This window comes from Desulfoglaeba alkanexedens ALDC, assembly GCF_005377625.1.
Classification (GTDB): Bacteria; Desulfobacterota; Syntrophobacteria; order Syntrophobacterales; family DSM-9756; genus Desulfoglaeba; species Desulfoglaeba alkanexedens.
Map to the genome: position 1 here is coordinate 2,205,626 of NZ_CP040098.1, position 14,858 is coordinate 2,220,483.

At 60.0% G+C, this 14,858-nt stretch carries 14 protein-coding genes; 7 read left to right on the top strand and 7 right to left on the bottom strand.

Annotation, left to right across the window (positions count from 1 at the left end):
- Nucleotides 1-68: 68 nt before the first annotated feature.
- Nucleotides 69-389, bottom strand: coding sequence for an IscA/HesB family protein (locus tag FDQ92_RS10010; RefSeq protein ID WP_342780334.1), 321 nt, complete (start codon nt 387-389; stop codon nt 69-71).
- A gap of 214 nt (nt 390-603) precedes the next feature.
- On the opposite strand from FDQ92_RS10010, the gene dfsP reads away from it, so the two are divergent.
- Complete coding sequence (dfsP, locus tag FDQ92_RS10015) at nt 604-1,275, top strand: DUF166 family (seleno)protein DfsP (protein ID WP_137424652.1); 672 nt, start codon at nt 604-606, stop codon at nt 1,273-1,275.
- Between the two features lie 20 nt (nt 1,276-1,295).
- Nucleotides 1,296-2,207: a Tim44 domain-containing protein gene (locus tag FDQ92_RS10020; RefSeq protein ID WP_170180292.1), complete on the top strand. Its 912-nt coding sequence runs from the start codon at nt 1,296-1,298 to the stop codon at nt 2,205-2,207.
- 130 nt (nt 2,208-2,337) lie between these two features.
- On the opposite strand, the gene tilS is transcribed toward FDQ92_RS10020, so the two are convergent.
- Both tilS and FDQ92_RS10030 read right to left on the bottom strand, forming a co-directional pair.
- Nucleotides 2,338-3,789, bottom strand: a complete 1,452-nt coding sequence (tilS, locus tag FDQ92_RS10025) for a tRNA lysidine(34) synthetase TilS (protein ID WP_137424656.1) — start codon at nt 3,787-3,789, stop codon at nt 2,338-2,340.
- Nucleotides 3,789-4,604 (bottom strand): hypothetical protein, encoded by an 816-nt coding sequence (locus tag FDQ92_RS10030; RefSeq protein ID WP_137424658.1) that lies wholly within the window; start codon nt 4,602-4,604, stop codon nt 3,789-3,791. Before FDQ92_RS10030 ends, tilS begins: the two co-directional genes overlap by 1 nt.
- A 302-nt stretch (nt 4,605-4,906) precedes the next feature.
- On the opposite strand from FDQ92_RS10030, the gene FDQ92_RS10035 reads away from it, so the two are divergent.
- The 4 genes from FDQ92_RS10035 to FDQ92_RS10050 all read left to right on the top strand — a co-directional run bounded on the left by FDQ92_RS10035 (nt 4,907) and on the right by FDQ92_RS10050 (nt 9,430).
- Nucleotides 4,907-5,803, top strand: a complete 897-nt coding sequence (locus FDQ92_RS10035; RefSeq protein ID WP_137424660.1) for a phosphoribosylaminoimidazolesuccinocarboxamide synthase — start codon at nt 4,907-4,909, stop codon at nt 5,801-5,803.
- A 339-nt stretch (nt 5,804-6,142) separates the two neighbouring features.
- Nucleotides 6,143-7,192: a hypothetical protein gene (locus FDQ92_RS10040; RefSeq protein WP_137424662.1), complete on the top strand. Its 1,050-nt coding sequence runs from the start codon at nt 6,143-6,145 to the stop codon at nt 7,190-7,192.
- Nucleotides 7,193-7,281: 89 nt separating this feature from the next.
- Entirely contained in the window at nt 7,282-8,460 is a 1,179-nt protein-coding gene (locus tag FDQ92_RS10045; RefSeq protein WP_137424664.1) for an SPL family radical SAM protein, read from the top strand.
- Nucleotides 8,435-9,430 carry a thioredoxin family protein gene (locus FDQ92_RS10050; protein ID WP_137424666.1) on the top strand — a complete coding sequence of 332 codons (996 nt, stop codon included), beginning with the start codon at nt 8,435-8,437 and terminating at the stop codon, nt 9,428-9,430. Before FDQ92_RS10045 ends, FDQ92_RS10050 begins: the two co-directional genes overlap by 26 nt.
- A gap of 95 nt (nt 9,431-9,525) precedes the next feature.
- On the opposite strand, the gene FDQ92_RS10055 is transcribed toward FDQ92_RS10050, so the two are convergent.
- The 4 genes from FDQ92_RS10055 to FDQ92_RS10070 form a co-directional block, all read right to left on the bottom strand.
- Nucleotides 9,526-9,726: a (Fe-S)-binding protein gene (locus FDQ92_RS10055; RefSeq protein WP_137424668.1), complete on the bottom strand. Its 201-nt coding sequence runs from the start codon at nt 9,724-9,726 to the stop codon at nt 9,526-9,528.
- Nucleotides 9,727-10,014: 288 nt separating this feature from the next.
- A complete protein-coding gene (locus FDQ92_RS10060) occupies nt 10,015-11,460 on the bottom strand; it encodes a sigma-54-dependent transcriptional regulator (protein ID WP_137424670.1) in 1,446 nt (481 codons plus the stop codon).
- The gene (locus tag FDQ92_RS10065) at nt 11,457-12,980 is read right to left on the bottom strand and encodes a two-component system sensor histidine kinase NtrB (RefSeq protein WP_137424672.1); all 1,524 of its coding nucleotides are present in this window, start codon (nt 12,978-12,980) and stop codon (nt 11,457-11,459) included. Before FDQ92_RS10065 ends, FDQ92_RS10060 begins: the two co-directional genes overlap by 4 nt.
- A complete protein-coding gene (locus tag FDQ92_RS10070; RefSeq protein WP_137424674.1) occupies nt 12,977-13,468 on the bottom strand; it encodes a hypothetical protein in 492 nt (163 codons plus the stop codon). Before FDQ92_RS10070 ends, FDQ92_RS10065 begins: the two co-directional genes overlap by 4 nt.
- 380 nt (nt 13,469-13,848) lie before the next feature.
- Here FDQ92_RS10070 and FDQ92_RS10075 point away from each other — a divergent pair, with 380 nt between their 5' ends.
- On the top strand, nt 13,849-14,760 hold the full coding sequence (locus tag FDQ92_RS10075; RefSeq protein WP_137424676.1) for a glycine cleavage system protein H: 912 nt from the start codon (nt 13,849-13,851) through the stop codon (nt 14,758-14,760).
- Nucleotides 14,761-14,858 lie beyond the last annotated feature (98 nt).

Genomic DNA, 14,858 nt, shown 5'->3' on the forward strand with positions numbered 1-14,858 from the left:
AAAAGGGGACCGTTCGTCCCCTTTGTGGATTCCGTTTCCTGAAACCGACGAACCCAACCGTCCTGCGATCAGCAGCAGCTGCAGGAGGTTCCGCACCCTCCACCGGTTCCAATGGGAACCTGGCAATCGATCCTGAAACCGGACATCATGCCGTAATCCACGTAATCCACGGTCAAGGCCTGAGTCAGATCCATCAGAGCTTTTTCGACAATCATCGTGAAACCGTTGACCTCAAACACTTCGTCATTGTCGTTAGGTTCGTCCAGAACCATGGCCAACGATGATCCGCTTCACCCTCCCTGTTGGAGGAAAATACGAATGGGGTGTATTTCCTTCCCCTCGAAATACTCCTTCAGAATCTCTTCAGCTTTGGGAGTCACCTGAACCATTTCAATCTCCTCTCATGGTGTGGTTTGTGCCTTGCATTTAGTCACAACCCGTCGTGGTGTCAAGGAAAAGGCTGAAACGGGCGGGAAGATGCCGACAAAGGATCGGGCTCCCCCGGGAGCGGGAATGCTCCTTCTTGAATTGCGACCGCGCGTGTGTTCTGCTATAGGCCGATGTGGGTTGGGTTGCAACTTCGATGGATCTAGGAGGAATTCGATGGCAAAAAGGCAGAGGATTTTCGTGGTGCAGCAAAACGGAAGTGCGGAAGCGAAAGTTGCAGGGATCCGGCAGTTCGGCCGGGATGCCTTCGAACTGCAAGTGTTTTCCATCGACGAGCGGCTGCCGCCGGTTCTCGACGAATCTGAAGGCTTCCTTCCCGATACCATCGATGCGGATCTGGTGCTGGATTTTCTGACACACCCTGATCTTTCTTACGACCTGGGACTGCGCTGCCAGGAGTTGAAGATCCCGGTGGTGGCATCCGGAAAGAAACACCGGATTGGAGGCGTGGTGACGCCACCCATCTGCTGCGGGCTTTCCAGGCAGGTCGGCCTGGGCCGATACGGGGAAATGTTCGGAGCCCCCGAATTCAGCGCCGAAGTCGAAAACGGGCTGCTGGTGCAGCTTGACGTGATCCGTGGAGCGCCCTGTGGAGCGACGTGGAGGGCCGCACAAAAGGTGGTGGGACTCCCGGCGGAGCAGGCGGTGGTCCGCATCGGCCTGGAGACCCAGTTCTTTTGCGTCGCGGATCCATCGAGCTGGGACCCGCTCTGGGGAAAGAGTCCGGTCCACTTCGCGGGAAAGGTCCACAGCAAAGCCTTGGAACGGGCCCTTCAACGGAAATGCCTAACGGTCGCATCGGGAAAGTGCGGAGCGGGGCGTGCATGAGAACGCATGAGGAGCGGAGGATGTTGAAGAAGTTCAGTGTGCTGGTAAGTTTGATTTTTGTCTTCTCAGGGGTCTTCGCGGTTTTCGTTGAGACCGGCGATGCCCGCCGTTTGGGTGGTGGAAGGTCTTTCGGGAGCAGCTCCGGCTATCAGCGAAGCGTCCCCAGGCAATCCCTCCCCCAAAAGAGTCCCGGGGTGACGTCGCAACGCGCGACCCAGGGGCAGGCCCAGCCCGGAGCCATGGCTTCCAGAGGGATCTTCGGGGGCATCGGCGGCATGGTGTCGGGGCTTATCATGGGTAGCCTCATCGGGAGCCTCCTTTTCGGAGGCGGTATGGGCGCCTTTAAAGGCTTCGGCCTTTTTGATCTGCTGATCTTCGGTCTGATGGCCTATCTGTTGTATCGTATGGTGCGAAGCAGGAGGTCCGCGGCGGCGCAGGCAGCCGGCTATGGAGGACTTGCCGGGACCGGTTCGTCCCGTGAGGCGGGTTCCCAGCCTGTGGCCGGCGGCTGGGGCGGCCTCAGCGCGGGGGAATCGGCCGAGCCGAAACGGCCCTTACTGCCTGAAGGCTTTGACGAGAAGAGTTTTCTTGAAGGCGCCAAGAAGGCGTACGCGCGACTCCAGGAAGCCTGGAACAAGCGGGACCTGGAAGACATCCGGCTCTTCGCGGTCCCCGAGGTTTTCGAGGAAATCGAACGCCAGGCCAGGGAATCGAAGGACAACGAGCGCACCGAAATCATTCTCGTCAATGCGGACCTTTTGGAGGCGAGGGAGCTGAATGGAAAGATTGTGGCGAGCGTCCTCTTTGACGTGATGATGCGCGAGAACGCGTCCCAGGAAGTTCCGGAGCAGGTCCGCGAAATCTGGCATTTCAGCAAAGCCAAGAGCGAAGGGGCCAAGTGGATGCTGGAAGGCATCCAGCAGGTGGAATGAACCCGGGGAGCGGGGGTCCGTGCGGGGCTGCGTCGCGCGTTGCGAGTCAGGTGATTGTGATGCGGGTACGGGCGGCCCCAGGGGGGTACCGGCGTTGCCGGCCGCCTCAAGGTGGGAGCCCGCTAAGAAATCAACCGCTTGGTAGTCTCTCGGATCCTCGGCTGTTCCAATCGCGGCTGATCCAGGCCGCCCGAATGACCTTGGATGTGCCCCGAGAGACGGCGACCCGTTCGTCCAGGCGACGGCCCACAATCCAGCAGATCTTTTCGGCGTCGCAAAGGATGGGGATCCTCGGCCGGAGGGACCGCGGGATCCTGGCGTCCACAAAGAAATCCTGGAGTTTCTTGGAACCTCCAAGGCCCAGCGGGCGGAAGCGATCTCCGGGCCGCCATGAACGGACGGTGAGGGGCCAGCGGATCCGGTCCGCGTCCATGCAGACTTCCAACGGCGAACCGTGAGCGGTGCCGGACGGTGGGTTCGGTTCCGCCTTCAGAACCAGTCGTGCTTGAAGAGACGGGAATTCAAACGATCCCGTCTCAGGAATTTTGAAGTCGAACGGAACCGCTTGCTGCGGTTCCGCCGCTGCAAATTCCAGGCGATCCCCTTCCAGCCGTGCTTTCAAACCGCCGGGGAGGTCCACGGACCGCCCGGAATGTTGTCTTTCGATCAGCTTCATCACAGATTCGACGTGGTGAGCGTAAAGGCCTCCGAGATGCCCGCGCTGCAGGCCGACGGCGTGCCGAATCAGGCGACGCCTCACGGCGGGGCCGTGGCAGCGAAGCCGTGCGACACTCAGAGCCGTCTCACCTGTCGAGCCTTTGCACTTCACCTCTTCCCACAACCGGGAAACCTCTTCGCTCCAGAAGGATTCTTCGGCCGTCGCCAGCTCGGCATGCCGACAGAGGGTTTCGGTGATCCGCGGGTGGAAGACCGCCTCAAGTCTTGGAAGGATTTCCAGCCGGATGCGGTTCCTCAGGCAGTGGCCGGGAATCTGGTTGGTGGAGTCCTCACGATACGTCAATCCTTTTTCTTTCAGGTAGGCCAGGATGTCTCGGCGCGGGGCGAAAAGAAGCGGACGGATGCAGCCCCCTGCCGTTGCGGGACGCATGCCCGAAAGCCCCGCCGGGCCGGTGCCGCGAAACAGGCGCAGCAGCACTTCTTCAGCCTGGTCGTTCGCGTTGTGACCCAGGGCCACTTTGTCCAACCCGCAGGAACGCTTCGCCTCATCGAGCGCCGCCAACCGGCAGTCCCGGGCCGCCATTTCCATGGAAACTCCGCGGGCTTTCCGGTAAGCGCCCACATCGGCCGTCTTGACGACGACCGGAACCTGGAAAGTCGACCCCAGGTTCATGACGAAGGCCTTGTCTTCGGAGGACTCGGCGCCTCGGAGTCCATGGTCGAAGTGGAAAATTATCAGCCGTTCCGTGCCCGTCTCGTCGCGAAGGGCGAGGAGGGCGCTCAGGAGGGCGACGGAATCCGGGCCGCCGGAAACGGCCGCCAGCACACCTTCTTCAGGATGCAGCAGGTCGTGGCGTCGGATGTGATCAAGAACCCGGGCTTCGAAAGCTGTGAGGGGCGGCATCAGGTGTTGATGTCGGATGCCTGGGAAGGCTGCTCTCCGCGAGGGTGCGGGGGCGGGTTCTTCCCGCTGTCCGCGGTGATCAGAGGGACCGCGTCTTTCCACTTCCGGCCGCGGATCAGGAGTTTCCCATCACTGTTGATGACGGTGTTGTCGTCGAGAATCACCAGGCCATAGCGTTCGGCGACGTGGCTTTTGTAGCGGTATTCCATGGAACACTTCCTGAGCTTGTAGTTGAGTACCAGGAGAACCAGCGCAAAAAAGGATGCCAGGCCGAGAACCACGGCAGCCGAAAGCAGCAACACCCGAAGCGAGGTTTCCCCCACCGTTCCGATGAGCCCGATCACCACGTCCAGGTTGTAAATCAGCCCGATGGTTCCCGCCAGAAGCAGCAGCAGGCCGAGGTAGGGGAGCCGCTGCACCCACTGGACCAGGGCCGCAAGGCGGTAGATTTTGCCTGTCCGCTCATCGTAGGGAGCGGGTTCCTGCCGCTGCGCGCCGGCGTCCTCCTGTGGTGAGGCGCTTCCCAGGTAGTTGTTGAAGCCCACGATAATGGTGCCCAGCAGAAAGGTCACCCCCACCGGGGCCAGGAACGCGATAAGAAAGTAAGTCTTCCAGGGAAACGGAATATCCACCGGTCCGAAACGGTCGTAACCGTCGGTTCCCAGCTGGTAAAACCAGCAGCCCACGAAGATCAGTACTTCCAGCCACACAAGAAACAACAGGTATTTCTTGAACAGGTCCCGGCGTTCCGAATCGTCGAAGAGGGCGGACAGCCCGTGACCATTGGCCTTGGTCGCTTTGGATGTGTCGTCCATGGTTCACTTCTGTCGTTTGGGAAAGGAGCTGCAATCGGTTTTCAACGAGTTCATGCAAAATACCAGAAGCCGGTCCCGAGGGCAATGCGCAACCGGAAATAAATGAACGGGATTCGCCTCATGCGGGCCCGGCGTGGCCGCAACGGACCGACCATTCGCACGGGGTTGCCCTGCAGAGCGGGCTTTTGCTCATGTTCAAGGAGGACTTCTTGTGTTAAGAAAAGAGGTCCGAAAACGGCCGGATGCGAAGCTTGCCGGCCGAGAGCCGATCACCATTTTCTCATAAGAAAGGGACGTGAAGGATGAGCACCTCGCCAGTCTACCGGACGGATCTGGAAACACTTCCGCTTCTTTCGCGCGGCAAGGTGCGCGATATCTACGATCTCGGCGATTCGATCCTCATCGTGGCCACCGACCGCATTTCGGCATTCGACGTGGTGATGCCGACCCCCATTCCGAACAAAGGGAAAATCCTGACCCAGCTTTCGGCCTTCTGGTTCGACTTCTTTAAAGACCTGACGCCCCATCACCTTATCAGTACCGATGTTCGAAGTTTCCCCGAGTCGTGTGCACCCTATGGGGACATTCTGGAGGGGCGGAGCATGTGGGTGAAAAAAGCGAAGCCGCTTCCGGTGGAATGCATCGTCCGCGGCTATCTAGTGGGATCGGGTTGGAAGGATTACCGAAAGACGGGAGCGGTCTGCGGAATCGCCCTGCCGCCGGGGCTCCGGCAGGCCGAGCGGCTCCCCGAACCTCTTTTCACGCCGTCCACCAAGGCGGCGGAAGGGGCTCACGACGAAAACATCTCCTTCGAGCAGATGTCGCGTCTGATCGGTGCGGCACCAGCCGCAAGGGTCCGCGACCTTTCACTGGAAATCTACAAGCGCGGGGCCGCCTATGCCCTTGAAAAGGGCATCATCCTCGCGGACACGAAGCTGGAATTCGGTTTTCTGGATGGCGAGCTCCTTCTGATCGATGAGGTGCTGACTCCCGACTCCAGCCGGTTTTGGCCGGCTGACCGCTACCGCGTGGGCGAAAATCCGGAGAGCTTCGACAAGCAGTACCTCAGGGATTACCTGGTGGATTCGGGTTGGAAGGATTCCGACCCGCCGCCGGAATTGCCTCCGGAAGTGGTGGAAAACACGACGGCGAGATACCTCGAGGCGCTGGAGCGGCTCACCGGCCGCGGCCTGGCCTAAGAGCGGGTCCGACAAAGAGAAGCCGGCGATCCGGATCCGTTGGTGGAGCGGGCCTCGGCCGCGATGAACAAACCCCAATGCCCCGCCCCACTCCATCGGCCCGAGGGCGGGCCTCCTACAGGTGCCTCATTGTAGGAGCGGCCTTGGCCGCGAAGGATGCTTCCCACCTTGTTCCCAAGCTCCAGCTTGGGAACACAACGGTGCAGAAGCTCCAGCTTCGATTCCCATGAGGCCGTTCCCAAGCCAGAGCTTGGGAACGAGGGGAATTCTATTTCCCCTCCCCTTGTGGGAGGGGATTAAGGGGAGGGGGAGAGGGGGATTTTCCACGATGGAATGTTCATGAAGCGAGTGGAAAGGGAAAACGTGACAGCGGCTGCCGACGCGACGCCGGGGAAGCCCGAAGGTCGGCTTTCGGCGGATGTATCGGCCTATCGGCTGGAATCCGTGACGTTCGATCGCTTGGACCGGGGCGATCGCCGTTTCGAAATCTCCTCCTTTGTGGAACCTTCCGAGTTGCAGGATTCGCTGGCCGCAGAAGGCATGGTGACGCCTCTCTGTCTTTTCGAAACCGAAAACGAACGCTTTATCGTCGTGGACGGTTTCAAGCGGCTGCGGTGGCTCGAAGATAGCGACCAACCCCGTTTTCAAGCCCTGGTCCATCCTCCAGGGACGAACCTGGCGGTGCTCTGGCGTAAACGCATCGAAGCGAAACTTTTCGGCCCGCCGCTCAATCTCGCGGAGAAGGCTCAAGTGGTCCAGAAGGCGGCGGAGTTCTATCCGCCGGCCGAAGTGTTTCGGAGGATCCTTCCTGTCTTGGGGCTGAGCGGCAGGGCGGAAAGCGTGGCCGCCTGGTGCCGGGTCAGTCGCTGGAACGTAGGGCACCTGGAGGCCCTGGCCCGACAAGTCATCGGCGAGCGGGCGGCGCTCCTTCTTACCCGCTGGGATGAAGGAAGCCGCTCGGCCGCGGTACGCGTTCTCGATCTGCTTCGGTGCAGTGCGAGCCTCCAGGTGGAAATCCTGGAACGTGTTCATGATCTGGCGCTTCGCGACGATCTGCTTCCTTCGGAGGTCCTGGGCCGTGCGGAATTGAGGGAAATCCTGGATTCGGAAGAACTCAACCGCCGTGAAAAGACCCAGGCCGTTCGAGAGCGGCTCTTTGACTGGTACGCTCCCAGGCTTCGGGCGAGGCGGGAACATTTCGCCCGCGAGTTGGAGCGGCTGAGTCTGCCTGCGGCGGTGCGCATTGAACCTCCCACGGCCTTCGAAGGTGGAACATGGCGGGCGCAGATCGATTTTTCAAATGCGGAAGACCTGGAAGAACGGGCCCGCCTCTTCCAACGCTTGGCGGAATCCGGGGCCGTTGAACGGCTGATGCGGGGTCCGCGATGACCTGCCGAAAGTCCCTTCCCTTCACACAAACGGCACGGTCCGCCCCCTTTAGAATCTTCACGACCCGGCTACCGGCGGGAGCCCCCTGAATGTCGCCCTTTTGCGTCAGCCCTCCCAAAAAGGTCATGGTGGAAGCCTCGGTCCTGGACGGAACCCTCGTTTCCGCCCTCCGGCGAAACCTGCCGGATGCCGCCTTCCAGGTGTGGGACAAGGTGCCTCAAACGACTGAATTCGATCCGGGTCGTTTGGACGTGATCCAATATCGGGGTCGATTTCTTCGCCCGTGCCCGGGCACCCGGAACTATCTCTGTTGCGGATACCAGATCCTCCATTTCGGAACCCAGTGCAGCCTCGACTGTTCCTATTGCATCCTCCAAGCTTACCTTCAGGAGCCCAATCTTCGGTTGTTCGGAAACACCGGAGATCTTCTGAGGGAAGCGGACGAAGTGCTTCGCCGCAATCCCGAAACGCTCTACCGGGTCGGCACCGGCGAGTTCACGGATTCCCTGCTGCTGGACTTGTGGACGGAATTTTCCAGGCTGGTGGTGCCTTATTTCGCCGGGCGGCCCAACGCGGTCTTGGAATTGAAGACAAAAACCCCGTTTGTCCGCAACCTGGAGGGCCTGGACCATGGGGGAAATACCATAGTGGCCTGGTCGCTCAACGCGGAAGCCGTGTGCCGCCGGGAAGAACCTCGAGCGGCTTCCTTGAGCCGCCGGTTGGAAGCGGCGCGCCGGGTGGCCGACTGGGGCTATCGGCTGGCGTTTCACTTCGATCCCATGATCGTGCATCCAGGCTGGCGCGAAGGGTACCTGGAGGTGCTGCACCGGCTATTCGATGCGGTGGATCCGGCCGCCGTAGTCTGGATCAGCCTGGGGGCCTTCCGGTTCATGCCCTCGTTGAAGCCCGTTCTGCAGTCGCGCCACCCTCACACGAAGATCGCGTCCGGAGAATTCATCCGGGGTCTGGACGGAAAGATGCGCTATTTTAGAGATATTCGTGTGGAACTTTACGCGCCCATGGTGGATGCTATACGGCGAATCGATCCGTCGCTCTGCGTCTACCTCTGCATGGAAAGCCCGGACATATGGCGTGAAACCTTCGGCTTTTCGCCCGAAGATCGCGGAGGGCTTCCGAGGATGCTCGACCGGGCGGTTCAGGATCGGATGGGTATCGGCACCGCCTGCCGCCGGAGTGCCGGTGAACAGCGGGAAGTCTTAAGCGGCCGGGAAGGAGTCCTGGATGGAATTTACAGCAGTGGAACGTGATGCCGTCCGTTCGTGGAATCGCTACATGGACCACGAGGTACCGTTGGTTTTGAGGCGGACCGCCGATCCACGTTCCGAGACATTGCGGGACTTTCTGGAAACCCTGATGTCCCTGGCGGACCGTGTCCGGGGAGGCGTTCTCGAAGAAAAGGAAATGCCGGGCCTTCCCGCGTTTCTTATCGGGGGCGCCTGGCGTTACCACGGCCTTCCCCGCGCCATGGAACTCAGGCCCTTTCTGGATCTCCTGGCCTTCCAGGTGGAGTCTCCCGCGCAAGCATGGCCCGAAAGCCTGCGCGTCGCCGCACTGGGGGTCGAAAACCCGGCGACGCTCAAGGTTTTCGTGACGCCCCAATGCCCCCACTGCCCGCGGGTGGTCCAGGACTTGGCGCCGCTGCCCTTCCTCAACCCAAAGGTTCAAGTCGTTTTGGTCGACGGCGAACTTTTTCCGGAAGAGGCCCGCGAATACGGCATCCGCGCCGTACCGGCCGTCGTTCTGGACGAGTATTTCCGCTGGACCGGCCCGGTGCGCGTCGCGGAAGTGCTGGAGGCGCTGGCGCGACGGGAAGGATCCGATATGAGCCCGGAAGCCATGGTTCGGATGCTCAAGGAAGGGAATGCGGAAGGATTGGCCCGGCTGATGATCGCCGCCGGCCGTGTGTTTCCCGGCTTCGTTGAGGTGATCTCCCATCCCGAATGGTCGGTTCGCTTGGGAGGCCTGGTGCTGGCCGAAGAACTGGTTTCGAAAATGCCGCAGGGGTTCGGGGAGATTCTTTCGGCCCTCTGGGATCGCATGTACGAATGGCCGGAGGCCGTGCAGGGAGACATTCTCTATCTCACGGGCCTAAACGGGGATCCGGAGTGGGTGGGGGAAATCCAGAGCTTCCTCGAGGGGCGGAACGTGAGCGCCGACCTGGTGGAGGTGGGCCGGGAGGCCCTTGAGGCCCTTTTGGGCCGAACAAGTCCGGTATAAAGGCCGGTGCGGGCCCCGGCGTCCGGTGTGGGCCCCGGCGTGCGGTGGGGCCCCATGTGTCAACGCTCGATCCAGGGTGGAAACGCACGCCCTCTCTAAGCTGCAGCTCCCTTGAGAATCGCTTCCAGGGCTTTTCGGTTGGACTCGTATTCCGGCGTGAAAAGCGGCGGACACGCCTCCAATGAGATGTCCCTTTTCGCCAGCCGCGCGGCGAAGGCCATGCAGGTGAGCTCGCCGCATTTCTTGCAGTTGGTCTTGGGCAGATGCTTGAGGATCTCAGCGACATTGAGCTTCATGGTCGACACCTCCTTTGCCTTATGGATCAACGATTACTCCACGCCGTCGGATCCAGCGGTTCGTCCGGCAAGGAAGTCCGCTGGCGGAAGAAGATGTTTCATCTACGTGTCGCGAGAAGCAGAGGGCGGACCAGCTTGAACACACAACCTGCAACCGGGCGATGCACCGAGTTTCAGATTCACGCCCACGGGAAAAGTTCGATAAAAAACGTCACCGGAAGAACCGGCGGCTCGATCACACCGTCTGGAATGATCCAATATCAATGTAAGCACTGGGGATTTTAATGGTCAAGCCGACCGGGTTCCGGCGGCTCGCCGTCGGGTGTGGCCCGCGCCTCGAAACCCGTCGGCCTGAATACCGAAGCGCCGCATGATCTGTTGAAGCACCTGGCGTTCCAGGCCGCAGATGCGCGCCGCCTGGCTGACGTTTCCCTGCGTCAGGGTCAGCAGCCGTTCGACGTAACTCACCGTGAACCGGCGGAGCACCTGTTCTTTGGCTTCCTTGTAAGGAAGGTCATGAAGCGCCGTGTCCTGGGGATGTGCGGCCTTGGGGCCGTTTCCAGGAAAGCCCACGTCTTCGGGGCGGATGTCGCGGTCGGGGGAAAAGAGAATCCCGCGCATGATGATGTTTTCCAGTTCCCGAACGTTTCCTTCCCATGGATATCGCAGAAACATTTCCATCAATTCCGCGGAAACGGACTTGCCCGGCCGGTTGAGTTCCGTCCCGTGGCGCTTTAGAAAGTGGTCCACGAGAAGGGGAATGTCTTCACGGCGCTTCCTGAGCGGCGGAAGGGCGATGGGAACGACGTTCAGGCGGTAGTAAAGGTCTTCGCGGAACTCCCCGCTCTTCATCTTTTCCTGCAGATTGCGGTTGGTGGACGCGACAACCCGCACATCCACGTGGATGCTCTTGGTGTCGCCCAGGGGCTTGATGGTTTTTTCTTGGAGTACGCGCAGGAGTTTGGTTTGGATGTTGGTGCTGATGTCCCCGATTTCGTCCAGGAAGAGGGTTCCCGTATGGGCTTCCTGGAAGAGGCCGATGCGGTTTTGGGTGGCGTGGGTGAAGGCGCCCTTGCGGTAACCGAAGAGTTCGCTTTCCAGGATGTTTTCCGGCACCGTGGGGCAGTTCACAGCCACGAAGTTCTTGGAGGCGCGGTCGCTCAAATTGTGAATGGCCCGGGCCACGAGGTCTTTGCCGGTGCCCGATTCCCCTGTGATGAGCACCGTAAGATCCGACTTGGCCACCATCTGAATCGTTTCGTATAGGCGCTGCATGGCCGCGCTTTTCCCCACCAGGTTCTGAAAGGCTTGATGCTGCTTCACGTGCTTTTGCAGTCTGAGGTTCTCCCGGAGCAGTCGGCTGCGTTCCAGTGCTTTTTCCAAGGTCAGGATCAGACCTTCGTGGTCGAACGGCTTGGTGATGAAGTCGTAGGCGCCGCCTCGGATGGCCTGCACCGCCAGTTCGATGCAGCCGTGGGCGGTCATCATGACCACAGTGAGCCAGGGGTGTTCGCGGCGCAGGTGCTCCAGGAGATCCAGGCCGTCCATCCCAGGCATCTTCATGTCGACCAGGGCCAGGTCCATGGGTTGTTCGCTGAGGAGCCGCAAGGCGTTCTCGCCGGACGAAGCCGTGAGGACCTCGCAGTTCAGGTCCTCGGGCAAGGTACGCTTCAAGAGTTTCAGTAGATCCGCCTCGTCGTCCACGATCAGTATTCTCTCTTTGAAATCCGTCATGAAAATGCTTCATCCTCCGCCGTGACGGGGAGAACCACCGTAAAGGTGGAGCCCTTCCCGGGTTCGCTTTGCACCAGGATGTCGCCTCCGTGGTTCTTCACGATGCCGTAACTCACCGAAAGCCCGAGTCCCGTGCCTTCCCCCGTGCTCTTGGTGGTGAAAAATGGGTCGAAGATCCGCGAGAGGTCTTTCGGCTGAATGCCGCAACCCGTGTCTTCCACGTCCACGTGAACGACGCCTTCGGTTCCTTCGGTCGGTACGTATCGGGTGCGGATCCTGATCTCGCCTTCCTTCGCGATGGCCTGCTTGGCGTTCATGATGAGATTCATGAAAACCTGCTTGATTTTGTTCCTGTCCAGCACAAGGGACGGGACATCGGGATCGAACTCCTTGACCAAATTCACCCGGTCCAGATCCAGGTGGTGGCGGACCACGTTGAGTACCTCGTCGATGGTGTCGTGAAGGGAGGCCGTCTCCTTTCTCGTATGTGTGGTTCGCGAAAAGCTCAGTAGATCTTCCACGATGATCTTGCAGGTGCGCGCGTGTTTTTCGATGGTCCGGAGGTCCGCATACTTCTCGGACCTTTCAGGTTCATCGCGGATGAGGAGCTGGGTGTAACCCAGGATGATGCTCAGCGGGTTGTTGATTTCATGGGCGATGCCGGCCGCGAGCTGCCCGATGGAAGCCAGCTTGTCGGCTTGGAGCAGCTGCTGCTGCATCGCCTTTCGTTGGGAAATGTCCTTGGCCACGAAATGGAAGGTTTCCGTCTTCTCGCCGATCTCGCATTCCGCGGAAGCGCTCAGCAAAACGCTCAGCTCTTTTCCGTCCCGGGTTACCAGGTCGATTTCCGCATCGTTGACGTAGCAGTGACGTTGCAGCTGCTCGCGCAACCCTTCCCAGTCTTCCGGCCTGGCGAAGAAGTCCGGCAAGCGAAGTTCCCCCTGATCGACGGCCCCGTCTTCGATACCGAGCATCCGTTTGCCGGCGGGATTCATGTCCAGGAGCTTCCCTGTTCCCGCCGTGATGGCGATCATGTCCCGGGACGCCTCGAAAATCCTCCGATACTTCGTTTCCGACCGCACCAGCTCCCGGGACCGCTCGGCCACCAGGTCTTCCAGGTTGCGGTTGAGGTAGAGAAGCTTCTCGTGGGCCTGCTCCAGGGCTGCCTTGTCCTGGGCCATCTGCTGGTAAACCCGCCAGACCCGTTTGAAAAAGAGTGTGGTCGACCCCACCAGGGCGAACATCAGCGTGTTCATCCCGCCGCTGAAGGGTCGAAGGATGTCCCAGGTCTCCCTTCGGCCCGCCATCATGAGGAGGATCTTGGCGATATGGCCGACACCCCGCGAGATGGCGAATCCCACCAGAGCATAGGAAACCCAGATCAGGTAGGTCCAGATTATGTTGTCTTCATCGCGCTTTCGAAGCTTGGTGGCGTGGTGAACGCAGAGGAATGAAAAAAGGATCATCAGCGATGATCCGGCGAAATCGATGATCCATATGGGAAGCATGGGAAGGATCATGACGCTTCATCCTCCACGCGCCCCCCGTCCGCCGATCGAAGCAGGTGGTGGAGCGATGAAAAGAGAAACACGATGGCGGGAACGCACAGGAGGTGGTCCATCTTGGTCACATAGAAAACCAGGGCGACCCACTCGACCCCCGGGTTCGGAGAAATCCAGGCGGTGAAAACACCTGGGGTCGCGATCTCGAAAAGGTCCCCCCGAGCTTCTAGGTGGTGGTTGATAAAGGTGTCCACGTTCCACAAAATGAAGAACAAGGCCGCGTACTGGAGCCGCCGCCAGCCCTTGTGAGCCGTGAGCCGTCGCTCACGAAGCCAGTAAATGAGAATGCCCATGGAAAAGGCGAAGAAGGCGTGGGCCATCTGGTGCACATAAAGCCCTTCGGGTTCCGCGTGCACCTGAACGGCGAAGGCGGGAAGCGGAAACAGGAGCCCTGCAAGCAGGAAGGCGGCGCTTCCTCCCACCCCAAAAATCCGGCATCTCATCATTTGTCCTTTCGTTTGCCGCGCGAAGTCGTCGCCAATGACGACAGCCTGTCGAAGCTCGCGACATTTTCTGTAAGGTTATAAAATCATTTGCGGAAAGCCAACCCCTTTCGATTTGGAAGAGGCCTTCGTCGCTTTCCGCGACGGTTTTCCCAAGCCCATGGGCTTCCATGGACTCCCCTCCGCAGGGAAGCGAATGCCAACCTACTGAAAGAATTAAACAAAAGGCTCATAGTTCAACGCCTCTCTCATTTGGACCCATTCTTGCTTAAGTGAATAGGCGTCGGCCGCGACGCCCCAGGTCCAAAAAAGGACGGTTTCGGGCGAGCGGCACCGTCCAACGAATCCACTGAAACGGAAACTCCAGACCAGGAGAGGATATCATGGAAAGAAAAAGCGAGAAGATCAAGAAGGTTCAGGGCTTCAACATTTTGCAGGACGAATGCATTTGGATGCGTTCGGGAATCGTGGCGTTCAAGCGGTGCGAAAACGCCTATGACTGCAACAACTGCAGTTTCGACAAGGCCATGACCGCGGCCCTCCGTTCCGGCAAGAAGGCGGCTGACGGCGAGCTTCGATCCTTCCGGGAGCAGGCCAAGGAGCACAGCTACATGGAACGGATGTGCCGCCATATGCTCACAGGCCGCGTGGCCGTGCGCAAGTGCGGGAACGACTTTCGCTGCGACGTCTGTGAATTCGACCAGATGATGGAAGACGTGGACGCCATTTACCCCGTGGGGGCGGTCCCCGTGGCGGAAGTGGCGGGCTACAGGTACGCGGACAGCTATTACTACCATGAAGGCCACGCTTGGGCGCGGGTGGAATACGGCGGACGGATCCGTGTGGGGCTCGACGATTTCGCTATGAAGCTGCTCGGGAGGCCCTCAGGTCTGGAACTTCCCGGGGTGGGATCCGCATTGCGGCAGAGTGAGCCGGGGCTTTGCCTGAAGCGCGACCGCAACGAAGCGGAAGTGCTGTCGCCCGTCGAAGGCACGGTCATCGCCGTGAACGTGGATGTGTTGAAGCAACCGGAAAGGGTCAACGCCGACCCCTACAGCCAAGGCTGGCTCTTCCTGGTGGAACCGGAAAGGCTCAAGAAAAACCTGGAATCGCTCTATTTCGGCGAAATCGGAAAAGACTGGCTGACTCACGAAGCAGAAAGCCTGCAACAGCTAATTTTTTCCGAATTTCCAGCCATGGCGGCTACCGGCGCTCCGCCCGTGGACGATGTCTACGGGGCGGTTCCAGAGGTGGGCTGGGATACGCTGGTGCACGAATTTCTGAAGACACGCTGAACCGGGCAGTGGGTCTACATTTGTAGGAGCCGGCTTGCCGGCGACCAGGGATGCGGATCGCTCGCCTTGCCGGACAACCTCCCAAGCCGTGCCCGCGG

What these genes read in the sequence shown, in the direction of transcription:
- FDQ92_RS10050 (WP_137424666.1), top strand. Translation starts at nt 8,435, where the DNA reads ATGGAATTTACAGCAGTGGAACGTGATGCCGTCCGTTCGTGGAATCGC.
- FDQ92_RS10065 (WP_137424672.1), bottom strand. Translation starts at nt 12,980, where the DNA reads ATGATCCTTCCCATGCTTCCCATATGGATCATCGATTTCGCCGGATCA.
- FDQ92_RS10055 (WP_137424668.1), bottom strand. Translation starts at nt 9,726, where the DNA reads ATGAAGCTCAATGTCGCTGAGATCCTCAAGCATCTGCCCAAGACCAAC.
- FDQ92_RS10070 (WP_137424674.1), bottom strand. Translation starts at nt 13,468, where the DNA reads ATGATGAGATGCCGGATTTTTGGGGTGGGAGGAAGCGCCGCCTTCCTG.
- FDQ92_RS10060 (WP_137424670.1), bottom strand. Translation starts at nt 11,460, where the DNA reads ATGACGGATTTCAAAGAGAGAATACTGATCGTGGACGACGAGGCGGAT.
- FDQ92_RS10040 (WP_137424662.1), top strand. Translation starts at nt 6,143, where the DNA reads ATGAAGCGAGTGGAAAGGGAAAACGTGACAGCGGCTGCCGACGCGACG.
- FDQ92_RS10020 (WP_170180292.1), top strand. Translation starts at nt 1,296, where the DNA reads ATGTTGAAGAAGTTCAGTGTGCTGGTAAGTTTGATTTTTGTCTTCTCA.
- FDQ92_RS10075 (WP_137424676.1), top strand. Translation starts at nt 13,849, where the DNA reads ATGGAAAGAAAAAGCGAGAAGATCAAGAAGGTTCAGGGCTTCAACATT.
- tilS (WP_137424656.1), bottom strand. Translation starts at nt 3,789, where the DNA reads ATGCCGCCCCTCACAGCTTTCGAAGCCCGGGTTCTTGATCACATCCGA.
- FDQ92_RS10030 (WP_137424658.1), bottom strand. Translation starts at nt 4,604, where the DNA reads ATGGACGACACATCCAAAGCGACCAAGGCCAATGGTCACGGGCTGTCC.
- FDQ92_RS10035 (WP_137424660.1), top strand. Translation starts at nt 4,907, where the DNA reads ATGAGCACCTCGCCAGTCTACCGGACGGATCTGGAAACACTTCCGCTT.
- FDQ92_RS10045 (WP_137424664.1), top strand. Translation starts at nt 7,282, where the DNA reads ATGTCGCCCTTTTGCGTCAGCCCTCCCAAAAAGGTCATGGTGGAAGCC.
- dfsP (WP_137424652.1), top strand. Translation starts at nt 604, where the DNA reads ATGGCAAAAAGGCAGAGGATTTTCGTGGTGCAGCAAAACGGAAGTGCG.